The following is a 16740-nucleotide window of genomic DNA, read 5'->3' on the forward strand; positions in this document are numbered from 1 at the left end:
CGACGCGGGCGGCACCCGCGGCGCCGACCCCGACGGCCGCGACACCGACCCGGCCCTGCCCGACCTGCCGGACGCCACGCTCCCCGGCTCCGCCCCCGCGACCTGCTCTCCACTCCCCCGAACGACCTGGCCGGCCTGTCCGACCTCCCCGGCCGCCCGGGCGCCTCGCCGCGCGACGGCGACCGGGACCGCGACCGCGACGACGCGCGCGACCCGCGCGACCCGCGCGAGGAGCAGCGCGACGCGGCGTCCGACGCCAAGCGCGACGGCGACGACACCGTGCCGTCCGCCCCCGTCCCGCCCGGCACGCCGTCCGCGCAGGGCGACTCCCCGACCGGCACGGCCGAACGCGACGAGGACGCGATCTGGGCCGAGATCGTCGCCGGGTACGACAGCACGGTGCCCGAGGGCGACCGCGTCCCCTGGCCCGACCAGGAGAACATCGACGAGCCCGCCGAGCCGCCCCGCGAGGGCGACGACCGCACCGGGCGGCTCCCCCGCGCCCGGGTGATCAAGCCCGCCGAGACCGTCCCGGACTTCCCGGACGACGCGGGCGACGAGGGCCACTACGTCCCGCCGCCGCCCCCGCCGCTGCCGAGCGCCGACCCGCTCACCAAGGGCGCGTGGATCGCGCTGATCGGCGGCCCGGTCTACCTGCTGATCACGGTGATCCTCGACTGGGACGTGCCCGGCTGGGCCGCGTTCCTCGCGGTCGCCGCGTTCATCGGCGGGTTCGTGACGCTCGTGCTGCGGATGGGCGACGAGCCCCGCGATCCCGACGACGGCGCGGTCGTCTGACCCCCGCGCCGCGGCGCCCCTCCAGCCCGCCATCCCGTCGTCCCGTAGGGGGCGGCGCGCGGGTCAGGGAAGGCGCAGGTCGGCGACCACCGGACGGTGGTCGGTGGCGAGGACGTAGTCGGCGGTCAGCGCCGCGTCGCCCGGGACGCCGCAGCCGACCACCTCGATCCCCGCGTCGGGGAACACCCCGTCGATGCGCTTGCGCGGGTTGTTGGCCGAGAACGTCCACTCCTGGCCCTGCGGCGCCACCGCGTAGGCGTCCTGGAACCGTTCGGCGAGCCTCGTCCAGGACGGGCCGCCGGGCTCCTCGTTGATGTCCCCGGTCAGCACGACCGGCGCGCCGTGCCGGCGGCTCGCCCGGTCCAGCAGCGCGATCACCTGGCCGGTGTGGGCCAGCCGCGGATCGTCCGCGAGGTCGAGGTGGGTGCTCGCCGCGATCAGCCGCCGCGCCCCCTCGCCCTCGCCGAGTTCGAGGACGGCGATGGCGAGGGCGCGCCGGTGCAGGTCCGGCACGCGGGTCAGCAGGTGGAACTCACGGGCGACGCGCCGCACGCGCGGCGCGGCGAGGACCGCGAGCCCGGCGGCGCGGCGTCCGGCCGCGACCCGCAGGCCCGCCGCGCGCGCCAGTTCGCGGCGCTTGCCGCGCCACCCCCAGAACCGCGGCACCTCCTGGAGGCACAGCACGTCCGGGTCGAGGGCGCGCACGACCCGCACCACCGCCGCCGGGTCGTCCCGCAGCGAACGGATGTTGTAGCTGACGACCCGTACGCCCGTCACGCCCGACCGCCTCCCCCGCCGCGCCGCACGCGGGGCCTCAGATCCGGGCGAGGTCGGCGGCGCCGACGATCCCGGCGTCGGAGCCGAGCTCGGCGACGCGGATCTCGGGCAGCGGGCGGTGGCCGCGTCCGGTCAGCGCGTTCTCGAACGCCTCGCGCACCGGGTCGAGCAGCAGGTCGCCCGCGTCGGCGAGGCCGCCGCCGATGATGAACGCGCCCGGGTCGAGGATCGCGGTGAGGTCGGCGAACCCCTGCCCGGTCCACTGGGCGACCGTGCGGAAGCACTCCAGCGCCGCGTTGTCGCCCTCGCGGGCCGCCTGCGTGATCTCCGGGCCGCTGATCCCCTCGGGCCTGCCGTCGCCGAGCTCCAGCAGCCGGCCGGCCATCGCGGGCGCGACGCGGGCCAGCTCGCGCGCCTCGTGGACGAGGGCGTTGCCGCTCGCGTACTGCTCCCAGCAGCCGCGGTTGCCGCAGCCGCAGCGCCGCCCGTCGGGCACCACCCGGAAGTGGCCGACCTCGGCGCCCATCCCGAACCGTCCCCGGTACAGGTCGCCGTTGACGATGATGCCGCCGCCGATGCCCGTGCCGAGCGCGACGAGGACGACGAAGTCGTGGCCGCGCCCGGCCCCGAACCGCGCCTCGCCCCACGCGGTCGCGTTGGCGTCGTTCTCGACCACGACGGGCAGCCCGGTCAGGCTCTCGACCTTCTCCTTGAGCGGCTCCTCGCGCCACGCGAGGTTGGGCGCGAACAGCACGGTCGAGCGGGTCTCGTCCACGAAGCCCGCCGCGCCGAGGCCGACCGCGGACGCCTCCTCGAACTTGCCCTTGAGCAGGTCCACGACCTCGGCGATGACCTCGGCGGTCTCCTTGGGGTTGGTGGAGGGCGTGGGCCGGCGCACCTTCTCCAGGATCCTCCCCCGGTCGTCGACGACGCCCGCCGCGACCTTCGTACCGCCCACATCCACGCCGATGGTCAGGGCCATGTACGGTTCCTCTCTTCTCGCGGCGCCCTCGCGGAGCACGCCCTCGCTCTAGCCGATGTCCATGGGTTCCCCGCCGGTGGCCGAGGCCCACGGGTCGCCCCCGGCCGTCCCGCGCCGTTCCCCGGACGGCCCGTCCGCACGCCCCGGTCCGTCCGCACGCCCCGGCTTCTCCGCGCGGCCCGGTCCGTCCGCACGGCCCGGCTCGTCCGCGCGACCCGGTCCGTCCGCACGGCCCGGCTCGTCCGCGCGGCCCGGTTCGTCCGCGCGGCCCGGCTCGTCCGCGCGGCCCGGCTTCTCCGCACGGCTCGGCTCGTCCGCGTGGTTCCGCTCGTGCGGGGGCGTGCGGGAGGCGCGGGCGCGCTCGAACGCCGCGGCGACGTCGAACGCCGCCGCGGCCAGCGACCGCCCGGCGTCGCGGACGTGCCTGCCCACGTCGGGCCCGGACTCGCGGGCGAGCGCGATCGCCCGGCACACCGGGCAGTCGCGGCATTCCGGCGCGCCGGTCGCGATGCGCGGCGGCTCGGCCGTGGCGCGGCCCCACACGTCGTCGGCGTCCCGGCCGCCTCGGTCGCCTCCGGCGCCCGCGCCGCCGCGCCCGCCGCCCATCCGCGCACGCAGCGCGTCGAAGAGCCTGGCCGCCTCGTCGAGGACGTCACCCGGTCGCTGCTCGGTCATGAGAACATCTTCCATCCGTCGCCGGCGTGAAACGGTATCGCCCCGCCCTCCGCGGGCCGCCATTGCTCAGCCCTCGACGTGACGTTTCAGTCCCTTGAGCGCCGAGTCGATGATCCGCTTCTCGCCCTTGCGCTTGACCATCCCGATCATGGGGACGCGCACGTCCACGGCCAGCTCGTAGGTCACCTCGGTGCGCCCGCCGGACTCGGCCAGGCTGTACGAGCCGCGCAGCCCGGTGACGACCGCGCCCTTCTCGACCAGCTCCCAGCGCACCGCGTCGTCGCCGTCCCACTCGTAGGCCAGGCCGACGGTGTCGCTGAACGGTCCGCCGTCGAACGTCAGCCGCCCGCGCGCCGCGCGCCCGTCCGGGCCGGTCTCCTGGACGGTGAACTCCCGGATCCCGCTCGCCCACGACGGGTAGCGCTCCAGGTCGGCGATCACCGCCATGATCTCGGCCTTCCCCGCCTCGACGGTGATCGTGGAACTCGTGCGGTCCGCCATCGTCGCGTTCCCTCCGGCTCGTGTTCTAGGAGCAGTATCTTTCACACCGTGAGGACGTAAGGCACCCCGGATGCCCGGAAATGCCCGACGTTGATGCATTCGGTGCGGCCGATGCGCATCCGGCGGGCGAGCGGCTGGTGGACGTGGCCGAACAACACGTACTTCGGCCGCGTCCGGTGGACGGCCTCCAGCACCGCCTCGCTGCCGCGCTCGAACCGGCGCGCGACCGTGTCGTACAGCAGCTCGGGCACGGCGGGCGGGATGTGGCAGCACAGCACGTCCACCTCGCCGACGGCGGCGACCTTCGCGGCGAACGTCTCGTCGTCCAGCTCGTAGGGGGTGCGGTACTCGGTGCGCAGCCCGCCGCCGACGAACCCGAACCGCAGCCCGCCGAGCTCGACCGTCTCGCCGTCCAGCACGCGGTGCCCCTCGCGCAGGTGCGGGCCCCACATGCGCGGCACGTCGACGTTGCCGTACGTCAGGTACGCGGGCGTCGGCATGGCCGCGAACAGCTCGGCGTACTGGCGGTCGACCGCGCGCTCGATGTGCGGCCACGCGTCGCCCTCCAGGGACGCCCAGAGCCCGCGGGAGAACTCGCGCGCCTCGTCGAACCGCTTGCGCGTGCGCAGCTCGATGAACCGGTCGGCGTTCCCCTGCCCGAACAGGTCGGCGAAGATGCCCTGCGCGTGGTCGGAGTAGTCGATGAACAGGATCAGGTCACCGAGGCAGATCAGCGCGTCCGCCCCGTCGCCCGCGCGCTTCAGTGCCTCCGCGCGGCCATGGACGTCGCTCACCACATGGATCCGCATGACCAGACTCTAATGCGCGCCCGCCGCCGCCCCGACGCCCCGCCCCCGGGCGGAGGCGGCGGGTGGCGGGTCAGTTGCCGGCGGCGGCGGAGACCAGGGCGCGCCACTCGCGGACGAGGGCGGCGTCGACGGCCGCGTCCCACGCGCCGTCGGGGCGGACCGCGGTGCCGACGTGGAACGAGGTGATCCCGGCGGCGGCGAGGACGGCCACGTGGCTGCGGCGCAGCCCGCCGCCCGCCATGATCGTCCCGGCCGGGCCGGGGCCCTCGGCGGCGCGCCTGACCAGCACGTCCAGGCCCGCCTGGACGCCGCGCGGCGACCCTGCGGTCAGCACGGTGTCGAGCCCGCCGCCGAGGTCGCGGACGGCCCGCCAGCCCGCGGCGGGGTCGGCGCAGTGGTCCAGGGCCCGGTGGAACGTCCACGGCAGCGGCGCGGCGTCGGCGGCGAGCTTGCCGGTGGCGACGGCGTCGATCGCGCCGGACGGGTCGAGGAAGCCGAGCACGAAGCCGTCGGCGCCCGCCTCCCTGAGGTCCTCGGCCGCGCGGCGCAGCCGGTCCAACTCGGCGGCGGTGGTGCGGAACCCGGCGTTCGCGCGCAGCATCACGCGCATCGGCAGGGATGTGACGTCCCTCATACGGGCGACGAGGTCGGGATCGGGCGTGAGCCCGTCGGCGTCCATGTCGGCGACGACCTCCAGGCGGTCGGCGCCGCCCTCCTGCGCGGCGCGCGCGTCGTCGGGCGTCAGCGCGATCACTTCGAGTAGCGACAAGGCGGTTCCCCCGCGTCCATCCGTGGTGGCCTGACCGGCCCGACCAAGGGTAGGCGCACGGGCCGGCCCGCCCCACCGCTCCCGGACGGTCTTTGCCCGCCCCTTAACCGGGAGTGCGGGCCTCGGTGGGCGAACCGCCCGTGGCGTCCGGGCGACGGCCGTTTTACCTACTCGTGGGTATCATTTGCCTCCGGAGAGGCTGTACCGTCTTCCCCGCCGTCTTGCAGCGATCAACGAGGAGTGGGCCGTGCGCGAGTTCAGCGTCCCGGCGATGGTGGAGGCCGCCGCCGCCACCAACCTGACCGACGCGCCGTTCGCCAGGGCGGCGGAACGGCCCGGCGCGATCGTGCTGCGCCGCAGGAACGAGGCGGGGAACGCCTGGCGCGCCGTCACCGCCGCGGAGTTCGCCGCCGACGCGGCCCGCGTCGCCAAGGGCCTGGTCGCGGCCGGGATCGAGCCCGGCGACCGGGTCGCCCTGATGTCGCGGACCCGCTACGAGTGGACCGTTCTCGACTACGCGATCTGGACGGCCGGCGCGGTCACCGTGCCGATCTACGAGACGTCCTCCGCCGAGCAGGTCGAGTGGATCGTCGGGGACTCGGGCGCCAAGGCCGCGTTCGCCGAGACGCCCGCCCACCGGGAGCTGATCGCCGAGGTCCGGGACCGCCTCCCGGGCCTCGCGCACGTCTGGGGCGTCGAGGCCGCCGACCTCGACGCGGTCGCGGCGGACGGCGCGGACGTCACCGACGCGGCCGTCGAGGAGCGCCGCCGGTCCCGTACCGCCTCCGACGTCGCCACGCTCGTCTACACCTCCGGCACGACCGGGCGCCCGAAGGGCTGCGAGCTCACCCACGGCAACCTCGTCTACACCGCGCGCAACGCCGTGCAGGGCGCCATCTCCGAGATCGTGGTGGACGGCAGCTCCACGCTGCTGTTCCTGCCGCTCGCGCACGTGTTCGCGCGGCTCATCCAGGTCGCGTGCGTCGAGGGCGGCCTCGTCCTCGGGCACAGCGACATCCCGAACCTGCTGCCCGACCTCGCCACGTTCCGGCCGACGTTCCTGCTGGCCGTGCCGCGCGTGTTCGAGAAGGTCTACAACGGCGCGGAGCAGAAGGCCGCCGCCGAGGGCAAGGGGAAGGTCTTCAAGGCCGCCGCCGACACCGCGATCGCGTACAGCCGCGCGCTGGACTCCGGCGGGCCCTCGCTCGGCCTGAAGGCCAAGCACAAGGTCTTCGACGTGCTGGTGTACGGCAAGCTGCGCGCGGCCGTCGGCGGACGGGTGCAGTACGCCGTGTCGGGCGGCGCCGCGCTGGGCGAGCGCCTCGGCCACTTCTTCCGCGGCGTCGGCATCACGATCCTTGAGGGGTACGGCCTCACCGAGACGACGGCGCCCGCCAGCGTCAACCGGCCGACGGCGATCCGCGTCGGGACGGTCGGCAAGCCCATCCCCGGCGTGACCGTCCGCATCGCCGAGGACGGCGAGGTGCTGGTCAAGGGCGTCAACGTCCTGCGCGGTTACTGGAACAACGAGTCCGCCACCAAGGAGTCCCTGGAGGACGGCTGGTTCCACACCGGCGACCTCGGGTCCCTCGACGCCGACGGGTTCCTGAGCATCACCGGGCGCAAGAAGGAGATCCTCGTCACCGCGGCCGGGAAGAACGTCGCGCCCGCGCCGCTGGAGGACCGGATCCGCGCCAACCCCCTCGTCAGCCAGTGCCTGGTGGTCGGCGACGGCCGCAAGTTCATCGGCGCGCTGATCACGCTGGACGAGGAGGCGCTCGCCCCCTGGAAGGAGCGCAAGGGGCGGCCCGCCGAGATGACGGTCGAGGAGCTGCGCCGCGACCCCGACCTGGTCGCCGAGATCGACGCCGCGGTCGCGAACGCCAACCGCTCGGTGTCGCACGCCGAGGCGATCAAGAAGTACGAGATCCTCGGCGTCGACTTCACCGAGGAGGCGGGCCACCTGACCCCGAGCCTCAAGGTCCGCCGCCACCAGGTCATGAAGGACTTCGCCGAAGAGATCGACCGCCTCTACGCGTGATCCCCGCGCGCCCCGGTCGCCGGAGGCGCCGGAGGCGCGGCGGGCGGACGGGCGCGGCGGCGGGCCGCCGGGTCAGAGGGACGCGACGGCCTCGGGGACGGGCGTGTCGCCGTTCAGCAGGTCCAGGGTCCGGCCGCTCACCCGCGCGTCCAGCAGGGCGGCGAGCACGGCCGCGACGTCGTCGCGGGTGATCTCGCCGCGCCCGATCGGCGGCTCGGCCAGCGTGACCCGGCCGGTGCCGGGGTCGTCGGTGAGCCGCCCCGGCCGCAGGATCACCCAGTCCAGCCCGTCGCGGGCCCGCAGGTCGTCCTCCGCCTCGCCCTTGGCGCGGATGTAGGCCGCCCACACCTCGTCGGTGCCCGCGCGCGGCGGCTGCCCGGCGCCCATGGCGGAGACCTGCGCGAACGGGCGGACTCCGGCCCGTTCGGCGGCGTCGGCGAGGAGCACGGACGCGGCGCGGTCCACGGTGTCCTTGCGCGCCGCCCCGCTGCCCGGCCCGGCGCCGGCCGCGAAGACGACGGCGTCCGCGCCCCGCAGCAGGCCCGTGACCTCGTCGAGCGTCGCCCTCTCCAGGTCGCACACGGCGGGCTCGGCGCCCGCCTCGCGCAGGTCGGCGGCGTGGTCCGGGTTGCGGATCAGTCCGGTGGCGGCGTCCCCCGCGCGCTGAGCAGCCGGGCCAGCCGCAGCGCGATCTGCCCGTGCCCTCCCGCGATCACAACGTTCATGATCCCGATCGTACGTCGCGCGCGGTCGCCGGGCCGCGGCGCACCGCCCGTCCCGACCGCGGCCGGCGGCGGCACGCCGCGAACCGGCGGGGACGCGGGGCTCAGCAGGCGCGGCCGGAGTTGACGCAGGCCGCGGCGCGGCGCATCAGGCCGCCGGGCATCACGTTCTCGAAGTCCGCGTGGTCGGTCACCGGGTCGTGGCCCTGCTCGGGAAGGTGTCCACGGCGAACGCCCCGGCGCGGTTGGGCAGGTCGTAGGTGAGCGTCATCCGCAGTCGCGGCACCGCCCGCGTGCCTGCCGGGCACGCCCCGAACGGCCCGGGAACACGATGTGGTCGCGGTGGTTCGCGCTGTCGGTGTTGCGCCCGTCCCAGCAGCTCGGGAAGTCCAGCACGCGCGTCACCCTGCTCCCGCGCGGGCACAGCGGGTACTTGTCGGTCAGCGCCCGGTCGGCGAACCCGGTGCACGTCCACTGGGCGCGCGCGTTCGCGGTCCCGTTCGTGCCCGCCTTCGCGTCGCCGGTGATGACCCGCAGGAACGGCGGCATCGGCGTCACCTTCCCCCGCGCGTTCCCCAGGAACTGCATGCGCGCGGACGCGGGCGCCACGACCCGTCCGACATTGCCGTCCGCCTCGCTCTGCCGGGCCTGGCCGGAGTCGTCCCGCTGCGCCCGGACGCGCATCACCGGCCAGAAGTAGGCGGACTTGTCGCCGCCCGCGCAGGTCGTCCCGGCGGCGGCGAGGCTCTCGTCCGTGGAGAACCCGTCGGTGGAGAGGTTTCCGACGTAGTCGTGGATGTGGTGCGCACCGTTCGACACGCCGGGCGCCACGATGAAGTTGTCGGGATTGTGGTGGCCGTTCTGGTTCGTTCCGCACCGCGAGGTGAACGACCCGCGCGACGCGTTGCCGCTCCGCCTCGGCTGCGCCGTGCGCGGCGCCCGCCGAATGTCCACGAAGTCGCCCCTGTCGGGCCCCTGCTTCACCTGCTGTTGCTGCTGTTGCTGTTGCTGCTGTTGGTCGGCGCCGTCGCCGTTGTCGTCGTTGTTGCCGTTCTGGCCATTGCCGCCGTCGTTCTGGCGGTTGCCGTTGTCGGCGTCGTTGCCGTTGCGGGTGTCGCCGGGATCGTCCGGGGGTCGGTGGGGTCGGCCGCCGCCGCCGGGCGGGGCAGGCCCGCGGGGACGCTCCGGCGGGGGCGGTCCCGGCCGCCGAGGCGACGAGGGCGAGCGCCGGAACGATGACGGCGATGCCTTTCTTCCGTGCCATGGGGAACTCCTGTCAGCGGGTCGCGGGCCCGTCAGGAAAGGGCGGATCGGGTGACGAGTCCCGTGCTCTCCAGAAGGGTCATGTGGGTGTTGACGAATCTCATCGCGCGTTCGGAGAAAGCGCGGATCTCGGTGTTCCGGGTGGACGCGCGGACCTGGGCGATGACGCCGAAGACCTTTCCGTGCGCGGCCCGCAGCCGCAGCACGAACGTCCGGTCGTAGTCGTCGCCGACCTTGCCGGACAGCTCCTTCAGCCAGCCGCGCTGGTCGGCGTTCGGCTCGGTCGGCAGGATGACGCCGAGGCGCTGGGCGGTGGCGCGGACGTCCTCGTCCAGCCGCATGTGCTGCTCCATGATCATGTCGGCGACCTCCCTGACGCGGGGCCGGGAGGCGCGCTGCTGGGCCTGCTGACCTGCGGGCATCTCCCACAGTCCCGCCTGCCTGACCTTGGTCAGCAGCGTCCGGTCGGCGGGGTCGAGCGGCCCCCAGCGGGTACGGGTCGAGCCGGACCGGGTCTCGCCGTCCGCCGGCACGCCCGTCTGGCCGAGGACCGCGACGAGCGCCGCGGCGACGGCGGCGGCGGCCGTCACGGCCAGCAGGAGGCGGCCGAGGCCCACGCGGAACGGCAGGCGCGGAACGGCGACGCCGTACGACTTTCTCAAGGGAATTCCCCTCCTTTCCTTGGCTCCGCCGGAAGACCCTGTGCGGGTCGCTGTGCAATACGGGTCCGCGCGGCGGCGGGTTCAATCCGCAGCGATTATCTCCGGGGATTCGCGTTCGGCATTTCGTTGGTTATGCGCAGCGCCAGTGCGGGGCACATCGCCACCGCGCGCTGGACGTCGCGTTCCATCCAGGTGGGAATGTCGGTGCCGAGGATGACCGGGTAGCCGTACCGGTCGAGCTGGATCAGCTCGGGGACGAGGTAGGCGCACAGGCCGTGCCCGTCGCAGCGGCTCCAGTCGATCGCGACGCGGCCCTCGTCGCCGGTGGGCACCGGCAGGGGCAGCACGCCGAACACCGGCTGCCCGCACGTCCCGCCGTAGCGGTGCACCTCGATGTCGGCGGCGAACGCGTCGACCGCCGACAGCACGAACCGCGCGGTTCCGTCGGGGTGCGTGCAGGCGCCCCGGCCCCGGCCGATCCCGGCGGCGCGGCGGACGTCCTCGACGGTCCCCGCGCCGTCGGCCAGCGCGTTCAGGGCGCGGACGACGTCGGGCAGCCCGAGCCGGCACGGCCCGCACTGCCCGGCGGACTGCGCGGCGAGGTACGAGGCGATGCGGGTGACCTCCCCGAGCGGGCAGGTGCCGCGGGCGAGCGGCAGGACGATCCCCGCGCCGACCGTTCCGCCCGCCGCCCGCATCCCGGCCCGGGACAGGACCGCGCGGGACGCGGCGAGCGGGTCCAGCCACAGGCCGTGGTAGCCGCCGACCAGCACGCCCTGCCCGGCGGGCGCGTCGCAGTGCCGCAGCACGGCCGCGAGGGGCGTGCCGAACGGCGCCTCGACGACCTTGGTGCCGCCGACGGTGAGCAGGGTGGTGCCGGGTTCCTCCGCGGTCCCGGCCGACGCGTACAGGTCGGGGCCGAGCGAGGTCAGCACGGCGAGCTGCGCGAACGTCTCGGCGTTGGACAGCAGCGTCGGGCGGCCGTCCACGCCGGACTCGGCGGCGCGGACCTTGCGGCCCGGCGGGACCGGCACCTCCCCGTTGATCGCGCGGACGACCGCGCCGCTCTCCCCGGAGATGAACCGTTCGGCCAGCCGGACGACGCGGGCGGGCATCCGCCGCTCGCCGATCGCCGCGCGGACGGAGCGGGCCGCCTCCTCGTCCTCGACCGCGACGACGACGCGGCGGGTGCCGAGGGCGGACGCGGCGATCTGCGCGCCGTCCAGGACGAGGTGGGGGGCGCGGCCGAGCAGCACCTTGTCCTTGGCGCTGCCCGGCTCGCCCTCCGCGGCGTTCACGACCACGACGGCGTCCTCGCCGGAACGGCGGCGGTCGTTCTCCTCGCCGGGCAGCAGGACCGCCCGGTCGGCGGACGGGTGGGTGACGCGGGCGGCGACGGCCATCAGCTTGCGGGCGAACGGGAACCCCGCCCCGCCGCGCCCGCGCAGGTCCACCTTCTCGGCCATGGAGACCAGGTCGTCCAGCACGGGGGTGCGGAGCCTGCCGTGCACGGCGAGGTGCCGGTCGAGGTCGAGCCGGTCGAACCGCTCGAACCCAAGGGTGAGCCGCGGCCCACCCGTTCCGGCGATACCCCCGGTGACGGCCACGACCCCCACCCCACTCACCACCCCACCCCGCGGACCGAGACGCCCCCGAGACACGGGCCGCACCCGGCGCACGACGCGCGTCCGAGATCCGGGGTCCCGCCGAGGTACGGGACGCGTCCAGCGGACGGGCCGCGTCCGAGGTACGGGGCACGCCCGGCGCATGGGGCGCATCAGGCGCACGGCGCGCATCCGAGATCGGGGGCCCGTCCGAGGTACGGGACGCGCCCGAGGTACGGGCCGCGTCCGGCGCACGGAGCGCATCCGGCGCACGGGACGCGTCCGGGATCCGGGACGCGTCCGGCGCACGGAGCGCATCGTGCGCACGGGACGCGTCCGAGGCACGGGGCACGCCCGGCGCACGCGGCGCATCCGGCGGACGGCGCGCGTCCGAGATCCGGGGCCCCTCCGAGGTACGGGCCGCGCCGGAGGTACGGGCCGCGCCGGAGGTACGGGCCGCGTTCGGCGCACGGCGCGCGTCCAGCGCACGGGACGCGTCCGGCGGACGGCGCGCGTCCGAGATCCGGGCCCCTCCGAGATCCGGGGCCCCTCCGAGATCCGGGGCCCCTCCGAGGTACGGGCCGCGCCGGAGGTACGGGCCGCGCCGGAGGTACGGGCCGCGTTCGGCGCACGGCGCGCGTCCAGCGCACGGGACGCGTCCGGCGCACGGGACGCGTCCGAGGTGTGGGACGTGTCCGGGGTACGGAGGGGGCGGTCTCGTGGGGGTGGCGTCGGGGCGGGGGCGGGCGCTGTGTTGGGCGCGGCCGCGCCGGTCCGTACGGGCGGGGTCTCCTCGGCGCGGCGGGGGGTGCGGGGGCGTGCCACCACGACGAGCCGGGTCATGAGGGCTAGCGCGACGCCCGCCGCGCACAGTACGTAACTGAGCGTCACCCATGCCGCCGCGGGGCGTCCGGCGGTGAGCCCGTGCACGATGGACACGGGCCATGACACGTACGCCACGGCGTGCACCGCCCGCCACACCCAGGGCCGCGCGCCGAACGCGAACCGGGCCCGCAGCAGCCCCGTCGCCACGATGACCAGCAGCAGGTCGAACGCCAGCGCGCCGAGCCCGACCGGTCCGAGGCCGGGCACGACGATCTGGGACGGCGCGGCGATCCCGCCGAGCACCTTGACCAGGAAGTGCGCGACGACGAACGTCACGGCGAGCACGGACGCGGCCCGGTGCACGCCCTGCGCGAGGACGCGGTGCCGGATCGCGAGGATCAGCCGTTCGGTGGCGAGCAGTCCGCTCACCACGGCGGCGGTCATGGCGAGCAGTGCGAACACGCCCGCGTAGAACGAAAGGAAGCGCTGCACGTCGCCCGCGACCGCCGCGCCCGGAGGGGTGGCCGCGCCGACCAGGACCAGGACAGCGCCCGCGAGCACGGCGCGCAGCACCCACGCGGGCACGGCTGGATCGTCACTGCTGGGGTTGCGCACTGGGTCTCCTCTTCGGTCGTTCGGAAGGCGCGGGAGAATCGCCCGGCCGCGCGCCGCCGCCCGGCTCGGCGCCGGGAGCGGGCGGGGACGGCGAGGACGGCGGGGCGTCCGTCGGGGGACGGGTCCGAGGTTGGCCAGCAGTCCCCCGGGAAGCACTTGCAGCGCGCCGCGTTCGGCGTAGCCGAGCAGGGGCCGGGCGCGTTCGCGGAACGTCCAGCCGCCGATCCTGGCCCCGTCCAGCGGAACCTGCCCGTCACCCCGGCGCAGCGCGAACCCCACCTGCGCGCGGGGCGCGGGCGCGCCGCCGCACGGCCGGCCGGTGCCGGTGCGTCCGAGCGGGTCGCCGCGCCGCACCACGCTGCCGTCGCGCAGTTCGGGCACGCCGCGCAGTCCGTAGTACGTGGTGGCGAGGCCGCTGCGGTGGATCACCATGGCCAGCGCGCCGCCGGCCGAGGTTCGGCAGAAGCGGTAGAGGCGCCCGTCGCCCGCGGCGAGGACGCGCCCGTCGCCGCCCCAGAACGCGAGCGTGCCGAGCGGACGGGCGGGAGCGCCCGTGGCGGACGCGCCGAGCGTCCAGGACGCGCCGACGCGCCAGGGCAGCATCAGGCCGTCGCCCACGCGAGTGCCGTTGACGGCGGCTGCGGCCTGCTGGGCGGTGACCGCGCCGTAGCGGGCGAGCGCGCCGGCCTCGTCGCGCGACAGAACGGTCGCGGGCGCCCGCGCGAGCAGCGCGCCGAACGCGCCGTCCCCGGACAGCGCGGCCTGCCAGCGTCCGCGCGTCCAGCGGGCGGTGTAGAAGGCGACCTCGGGCATGGCGGAGCTCGCGGCGGGGACGGGGATCGCCGCGGTTCCGAGCACCCAGGTCCGGTCGCGCGCGGCACGGACGGTGCCGACGAGCGGCGCGCGTGCCGGCGCGGCCCCGTACGACTGCCGGGCGGCGGCGCCGCGCCGCGCGAGGACGAGCCGCCGTACCTGCGCGACGAGCGCGCGCTGGTCGGGCGCGGGCGCGCCGGGACGGACCGCTCCAGGCCGCCGTCCCTGCCGGGGCAGCGCGCGGGGCGTCGGCGCGGCCTTCCCTCCGCGCGGCCGGAGCGTTCCCTCGGCCCCGGCCACGCCGGACGTCCCGAAGCCGCCGCCCTCCAGCAGTGCCCGCTCGACGATCGCGAGCAGCGACAGGCCGATCGCGAACGACAGCGCGAACGCGCCGACACTCAGCCGATCGGCGGGCCCGCGCCTGCCACGCGGCCTCCCTTTGGACTTCGGACGCCGGACCGCCCCGCCGGACCCGGCCCGCGCGCGCACCCGCGCCGCCTCAGCCCGCCGGGTCCGCCCGGTTCGCCGCTTCGGCCCGCGTCCGAACCGTCGCCCGGCCACACGCCGCCGCTCGGACCCACGCTCACGCCGCCATTCCGGTACCTGCTCCAGCCCCCGCTCAGGCCACCACTCAGGCCCCCACTCAGGTCCGCGCTCGGGCCGACCGGTTCGGGGCTCGTTCCGGGGCCTTCGTTCGCGTCCGCGTCCGCCGCGTTCGCGTCCGCGTCTGGACGGTCCGCGCCGGGAGCGCGCGGACGGGTGGGACCAGAAGTCGTCCCATCCCTGGGCGTGCGTTCCGTTCCGGGACGCACGCCGGGTGTCGCGTCGCACCATGCCTGCTCCTGTGGAGGAGGCGGACAGCTCGGCGCGCGACGGCGAGGCCGTACCGCCGGGTGGACGTCACCCGGCGCCGTGCTCCTGAGAGACGGGGGCCGGCGGCTCCGGAGCCCGCTCGCTCCCGCCGCCGTCCCGGACGGACCGCCGTGCGGCCCGTCCCGTCGCCCCCGGAGCATACGCCCCAGGGGCCACGCCGATGTGGCTTGTCGCCGAGAGCGGTCAGGCCGGCCCGGTGCCGGCCGTCCCGCTCTCCAGTGCTGTACGCGCGAACGCCGCGACATGTTCACACCCGGCGGCCCGCGTACGCCTCAGCGGGCGGCGCGCAGGAAGCGGGCCGCGAGCGGGACCGCGACCTTCGGCCCCGAGCCGCCCTCGGACACGAACACGGAGAACGCCATGTCGCCCTCGTACCCGACGAACCAGGCGTGGGACCCGCCGCCCTGCCCCAGCTCCGCCGTGCCCGTCTTGCCCGCCGTCCCGTCCGGTAGGCCCGCGCCCGAGGCGGTCCCGGACGTCACGACCGCGCGCATCATCGTCCGCAGCGCGGCGGCCCCCGGCACGTCGCGCGGGGATGCGACCGAACCGCCCGCCTCCTCCAAGGGCTTCGGTGCGAGCAGCCTGGGCGAGCGCCACGTTCCGTCCTGGACGGCCGCGGCGACGGACGCCATCAGCAGCGGGCTCGCCTGGACCCGGCCCTGCCCGATCGCCGCCTCGGCCAGCTCGTTGCCCTTGCCCGGATCCGGGAAGCTCCCCGTCGCCGCCTCCACGCCCGGCTCGAACTTCACGCCGAACCCCAGTCCCCGCGCCGCGTCCCCCAGCTTCCCCGGACCGAGCCGGTCCACCGCGAGGCCCGCGAACGTGGTGTTGCACGACTGGGCGAACGCGTCGCGCAGCGTCGTGCGGCCCGCCGACGTTCCGTCATGGTTGACGATCGTGCGCTGCGCCGCGACGACCCTGGCGGGGCAGTCGGCGCCGTCGCCCGCGTCCATGCCGTCCGCGAGCAGCGCCGACGCGACCACCGTCTTGAACGTCGAGCCCGGCGGATACAGGTTCGCGAACGCGCCGAGCCCGCCGAGCCCGTCCGCCACCGCGAGGACCTCACCCGTCGACGGCCGCAGCGCCACGACCGCGGCCGGGTCCGGCGCGGCGGCGACCGCGGCCTCCGCCGCGGCCTGGACGCGCCGGTCCAGCGTCGTGCGGACCTTCCTCCCCTTGCGGACGTTGAACAGCTTCAAGTCGCGCTCGGGCCCGCCGCCGTCGCTCATCGCGATGGCCCACCCCGGCGCGCCGTCGTCGTCCTCGTCACCGTCCTCGGGCGCGAGGGAGTCGGCGAGGCCCGACAGGTACGGCTCCAGCGGCCCGCCCTCCGGCAGCTTCCCGCCGCGCCGGTCGCTCAACGTGACCGCGGGGACCTCCACCGCCCGCAACCGCCACGTCCCGCCCGCGCGCATCCCCGGGTAGAGGGTGGACGGGCTCCACAGCACCCGCCACCGGCCGTCCACCCGGCCCATCTTCAGCAGCGACCTGAACGACCACTCGCCGTGCCCAGCGATGCCGCGCGCGACGGTGAACGGGGCCTGCGCGCGTCCGTCCCCGTCCCGGACGACGCGGCCCGGCCGCAGGTCGATCCACATGACCGAGAGGCCCCGCGACAGCGCCCGGTGCTGGGCGTGGAAGTCGGCCGGCGGGTCGGCGACGAGGTCGCGCATCCGGTCGAGGGAGCCCTTGCGCCAGGCGGCGAAGTAGGCGCGGGCGAGCTGGTCGGGCCCGCGCTCGTCCCGTCCGGGGGTCACCATCGCCGCGAGCACGCCCGCCGCGAGCGCGAAGGCCACGGCGAGGCCCAGCAGCACCACACCCCTCGACCGCATCCCGCCCTCCTCGCCCGCCGTCCGGAGCGATCCGATCATGCCAGCGGGCGGTGGCGGTCACCAGAGCCGCCTCAACGGCGGCTGATCGCCCCCTTAAACGGGACTTAACAGCCGCCCGGCGGCGTGGTAACGCGCCTACCGTCGGGCTCGTCAGCGGCCGTACGGCACGGAAGGAGGGC

General features: G+C 76.0%; 12 protein-coding genes and 1 pseudogene. 2 read left to right on the top strand and 11 right to left on the bottom strand.

Annotated features, from left to right (window positions below):
* Positions 1 to 279: 279 nt before the first annotated feature.
* Entirely contained in the window at positions 280 to 798 is a 519-nt protein-coding gene (locus GEV43_RS01690; protein ID WP_160819186.1) for a hypothetical protein, read from the top strand.
* Between the two features lie 63 nt (positions 799 to 861).
* Here GEV43_RS01690 and GEV43_RS01695 read toward each other — a convergent pair whose 3' ends face one another.
* The 6 genes from GEV43_RS01695 to GEV43_RS01720 form a co-directional block, all read right to left on the bottom strand.
* Positions 862 to 1575 carry an endonuclease/exonuclease/phosphatase family protein gene (locus GEV43_RS01695; protein ID WP_160819187.1) on the bottom strand — a complete coding sequence of 238 codons (714 nt, stop codon included), beginning with the start codon at positions 1573 to 1575 and terminating at the stop codon, positions 862 to 864.
* Positions 1576 to 1612: 37 nt separating this feature from the next.
* Complete coding sequence (locus GEV43_RS01700) at positions 1613 to 2557, bottom strand: ROK family glucokinase (RefSeq protein ID WP_160819188.1); 945 nt, start codon at positions 2555 to 2557, stop codon at positions 1613 to 1615.
* A gap of 48 nt (positions 2558 to 2605) precedes the next feature.
* Complete coding sequence (locus GEV43_RS49125) at positions 2606 to 3232, bottom strand: hypothetical protein (RefSeq protein WP_241682737.1); 627 nt, start codon at positions 3230 to 3232, stop codon at positions 2606 to 2608.
* A gap of 66 nt (positions 3233 to 3298) precedes the next feature.
* On the bottom strand, positions 3299 to 3733 hold the full coding sequence (locus tag GEV43_RS01710) for an SRPBCC family protein (RefSeq protein ID WP_160819189.1): 435 nt from the start codon (positions 3731 to 3733) through the stop codon (positions 3299 to 3301).
* 41 nt (positions 3734 to 3774) lie between these two features.
* Positions 3775 to 4542, bottom strand: coding sequence for a metallophosphoesterase (locus GEV43_RS01715; protein ID WP_160819190.1), 768 nt, complete (start codon positions 4540 to 4542; stop codon positions 3775 to 3777).
* Between the two features lie 70 nt (positions 4543 to 4612).
* Positions 4613 to 5311 carry a copper homeostasis protein CutC gene (locus GEV43_RS01720; RefSeq protein ID WP_160819191.1) on the bottom strand — a complete coding sequence of 233 codons (699 nt, stop codon included), beginning with the start codon at positions 5309 to 5311 and terminating at the stop codon, positions 4613 to 4615.
* A gap of 247 nt (positions 5312 to 5558) precedes the next feature.
* Here GEV43_RS01720 and GEV43_RS01725 point away from each other — a divergent pair, with 247 nt between their 5' ends.
* Positions 5559 to 7352 (top strand): long-chain fatty acid--CoA ligase, encoded by a 1794-nt coding sequence (locus tag GEV43_RS01725; protein ID WP_160819192.1) that lies wholly within the window; start codon positions 5559 to 5561, stop codon positions 7350 to 7352.
* Positions 7353 to 7424: 72 nt separating this feature from the next.
* Here the strand turns inward: GEV43_RS01725 and GEV43_RS01730 are convergent.
* The 5 genes and pseudogenes from GEV43_RS01730 to GEV43_RS01750 all read right to left on the bottom strand — a co-directional run bounded on the left by GEV43_RS01730 (position 7425) and on the right by GEV43_RS01750 (position 16600).
* Positions 7425 to 8077 (bottom strand): annotated as a pseudogene (locus GEV43_RS01730) (NAD(P)H-binding protein).
* 264 nt (positions 8078 to 8341) lie between these two features.
* Positions 8342 to 9058, bottom strand: a complete 717-nt coding sequence (locus tag GEV43_RS01735) for a DUF1996 domain-containing protein (protein WP_309239388.1) — start codon at positions 9056 to 9058, stop codon at positions 8342 to 8344.
* Positions 9059 to 9369: 311 nt separating this feature from the next.
* The gene (locus GEV43_RS01740; protein ID WP_160819193.1) at positions 9370 to 9999 is read right to left on the bottom strand and encodes a DUF4142 domain-containing protein; all 630 of its coding nucleotides are present in this window, start codon (positions 9997 to 9999) and stop codon (positions 9370 to 9372) included.
* 95 nt (positions 10000 to 10094) lie between these two features.
* Positions 10095 to 14345, bottom strand: a complete 4251-nt coding sequence (locus tag GEV43_RS54510; protein ID WP_309239389.1) for a ferredoxin — start codon at positions 14343 to 14345, stop codon at positions 10095 to 10097.
* 656 nt (positions 14346 to 15001) lie between these two features.
* Positions 15002 to 16600: a penicillin-binding transpeptidase domain-containing protein gene (locus tag GEV43_RS01750; protein ID WP_160819194.1), complete on the bottom strand. Its 1599-nt coding sequence runs from the start codon at positions 16598 to 16600 to the stop codon at positions 15002 to 15004.
* Positions 16601 to 16740: the final 140 nt, after the last annotated feature.

The organism is Actinomadura sp. J1-007 (genome assembly GCF_009793335.1).
GTDB lineage: Bacteria > Actinomycetota > Actinomycetes > Streptosporangiales > Streptosporangiaceae > Spirillospora > Spirillospora yumaensis.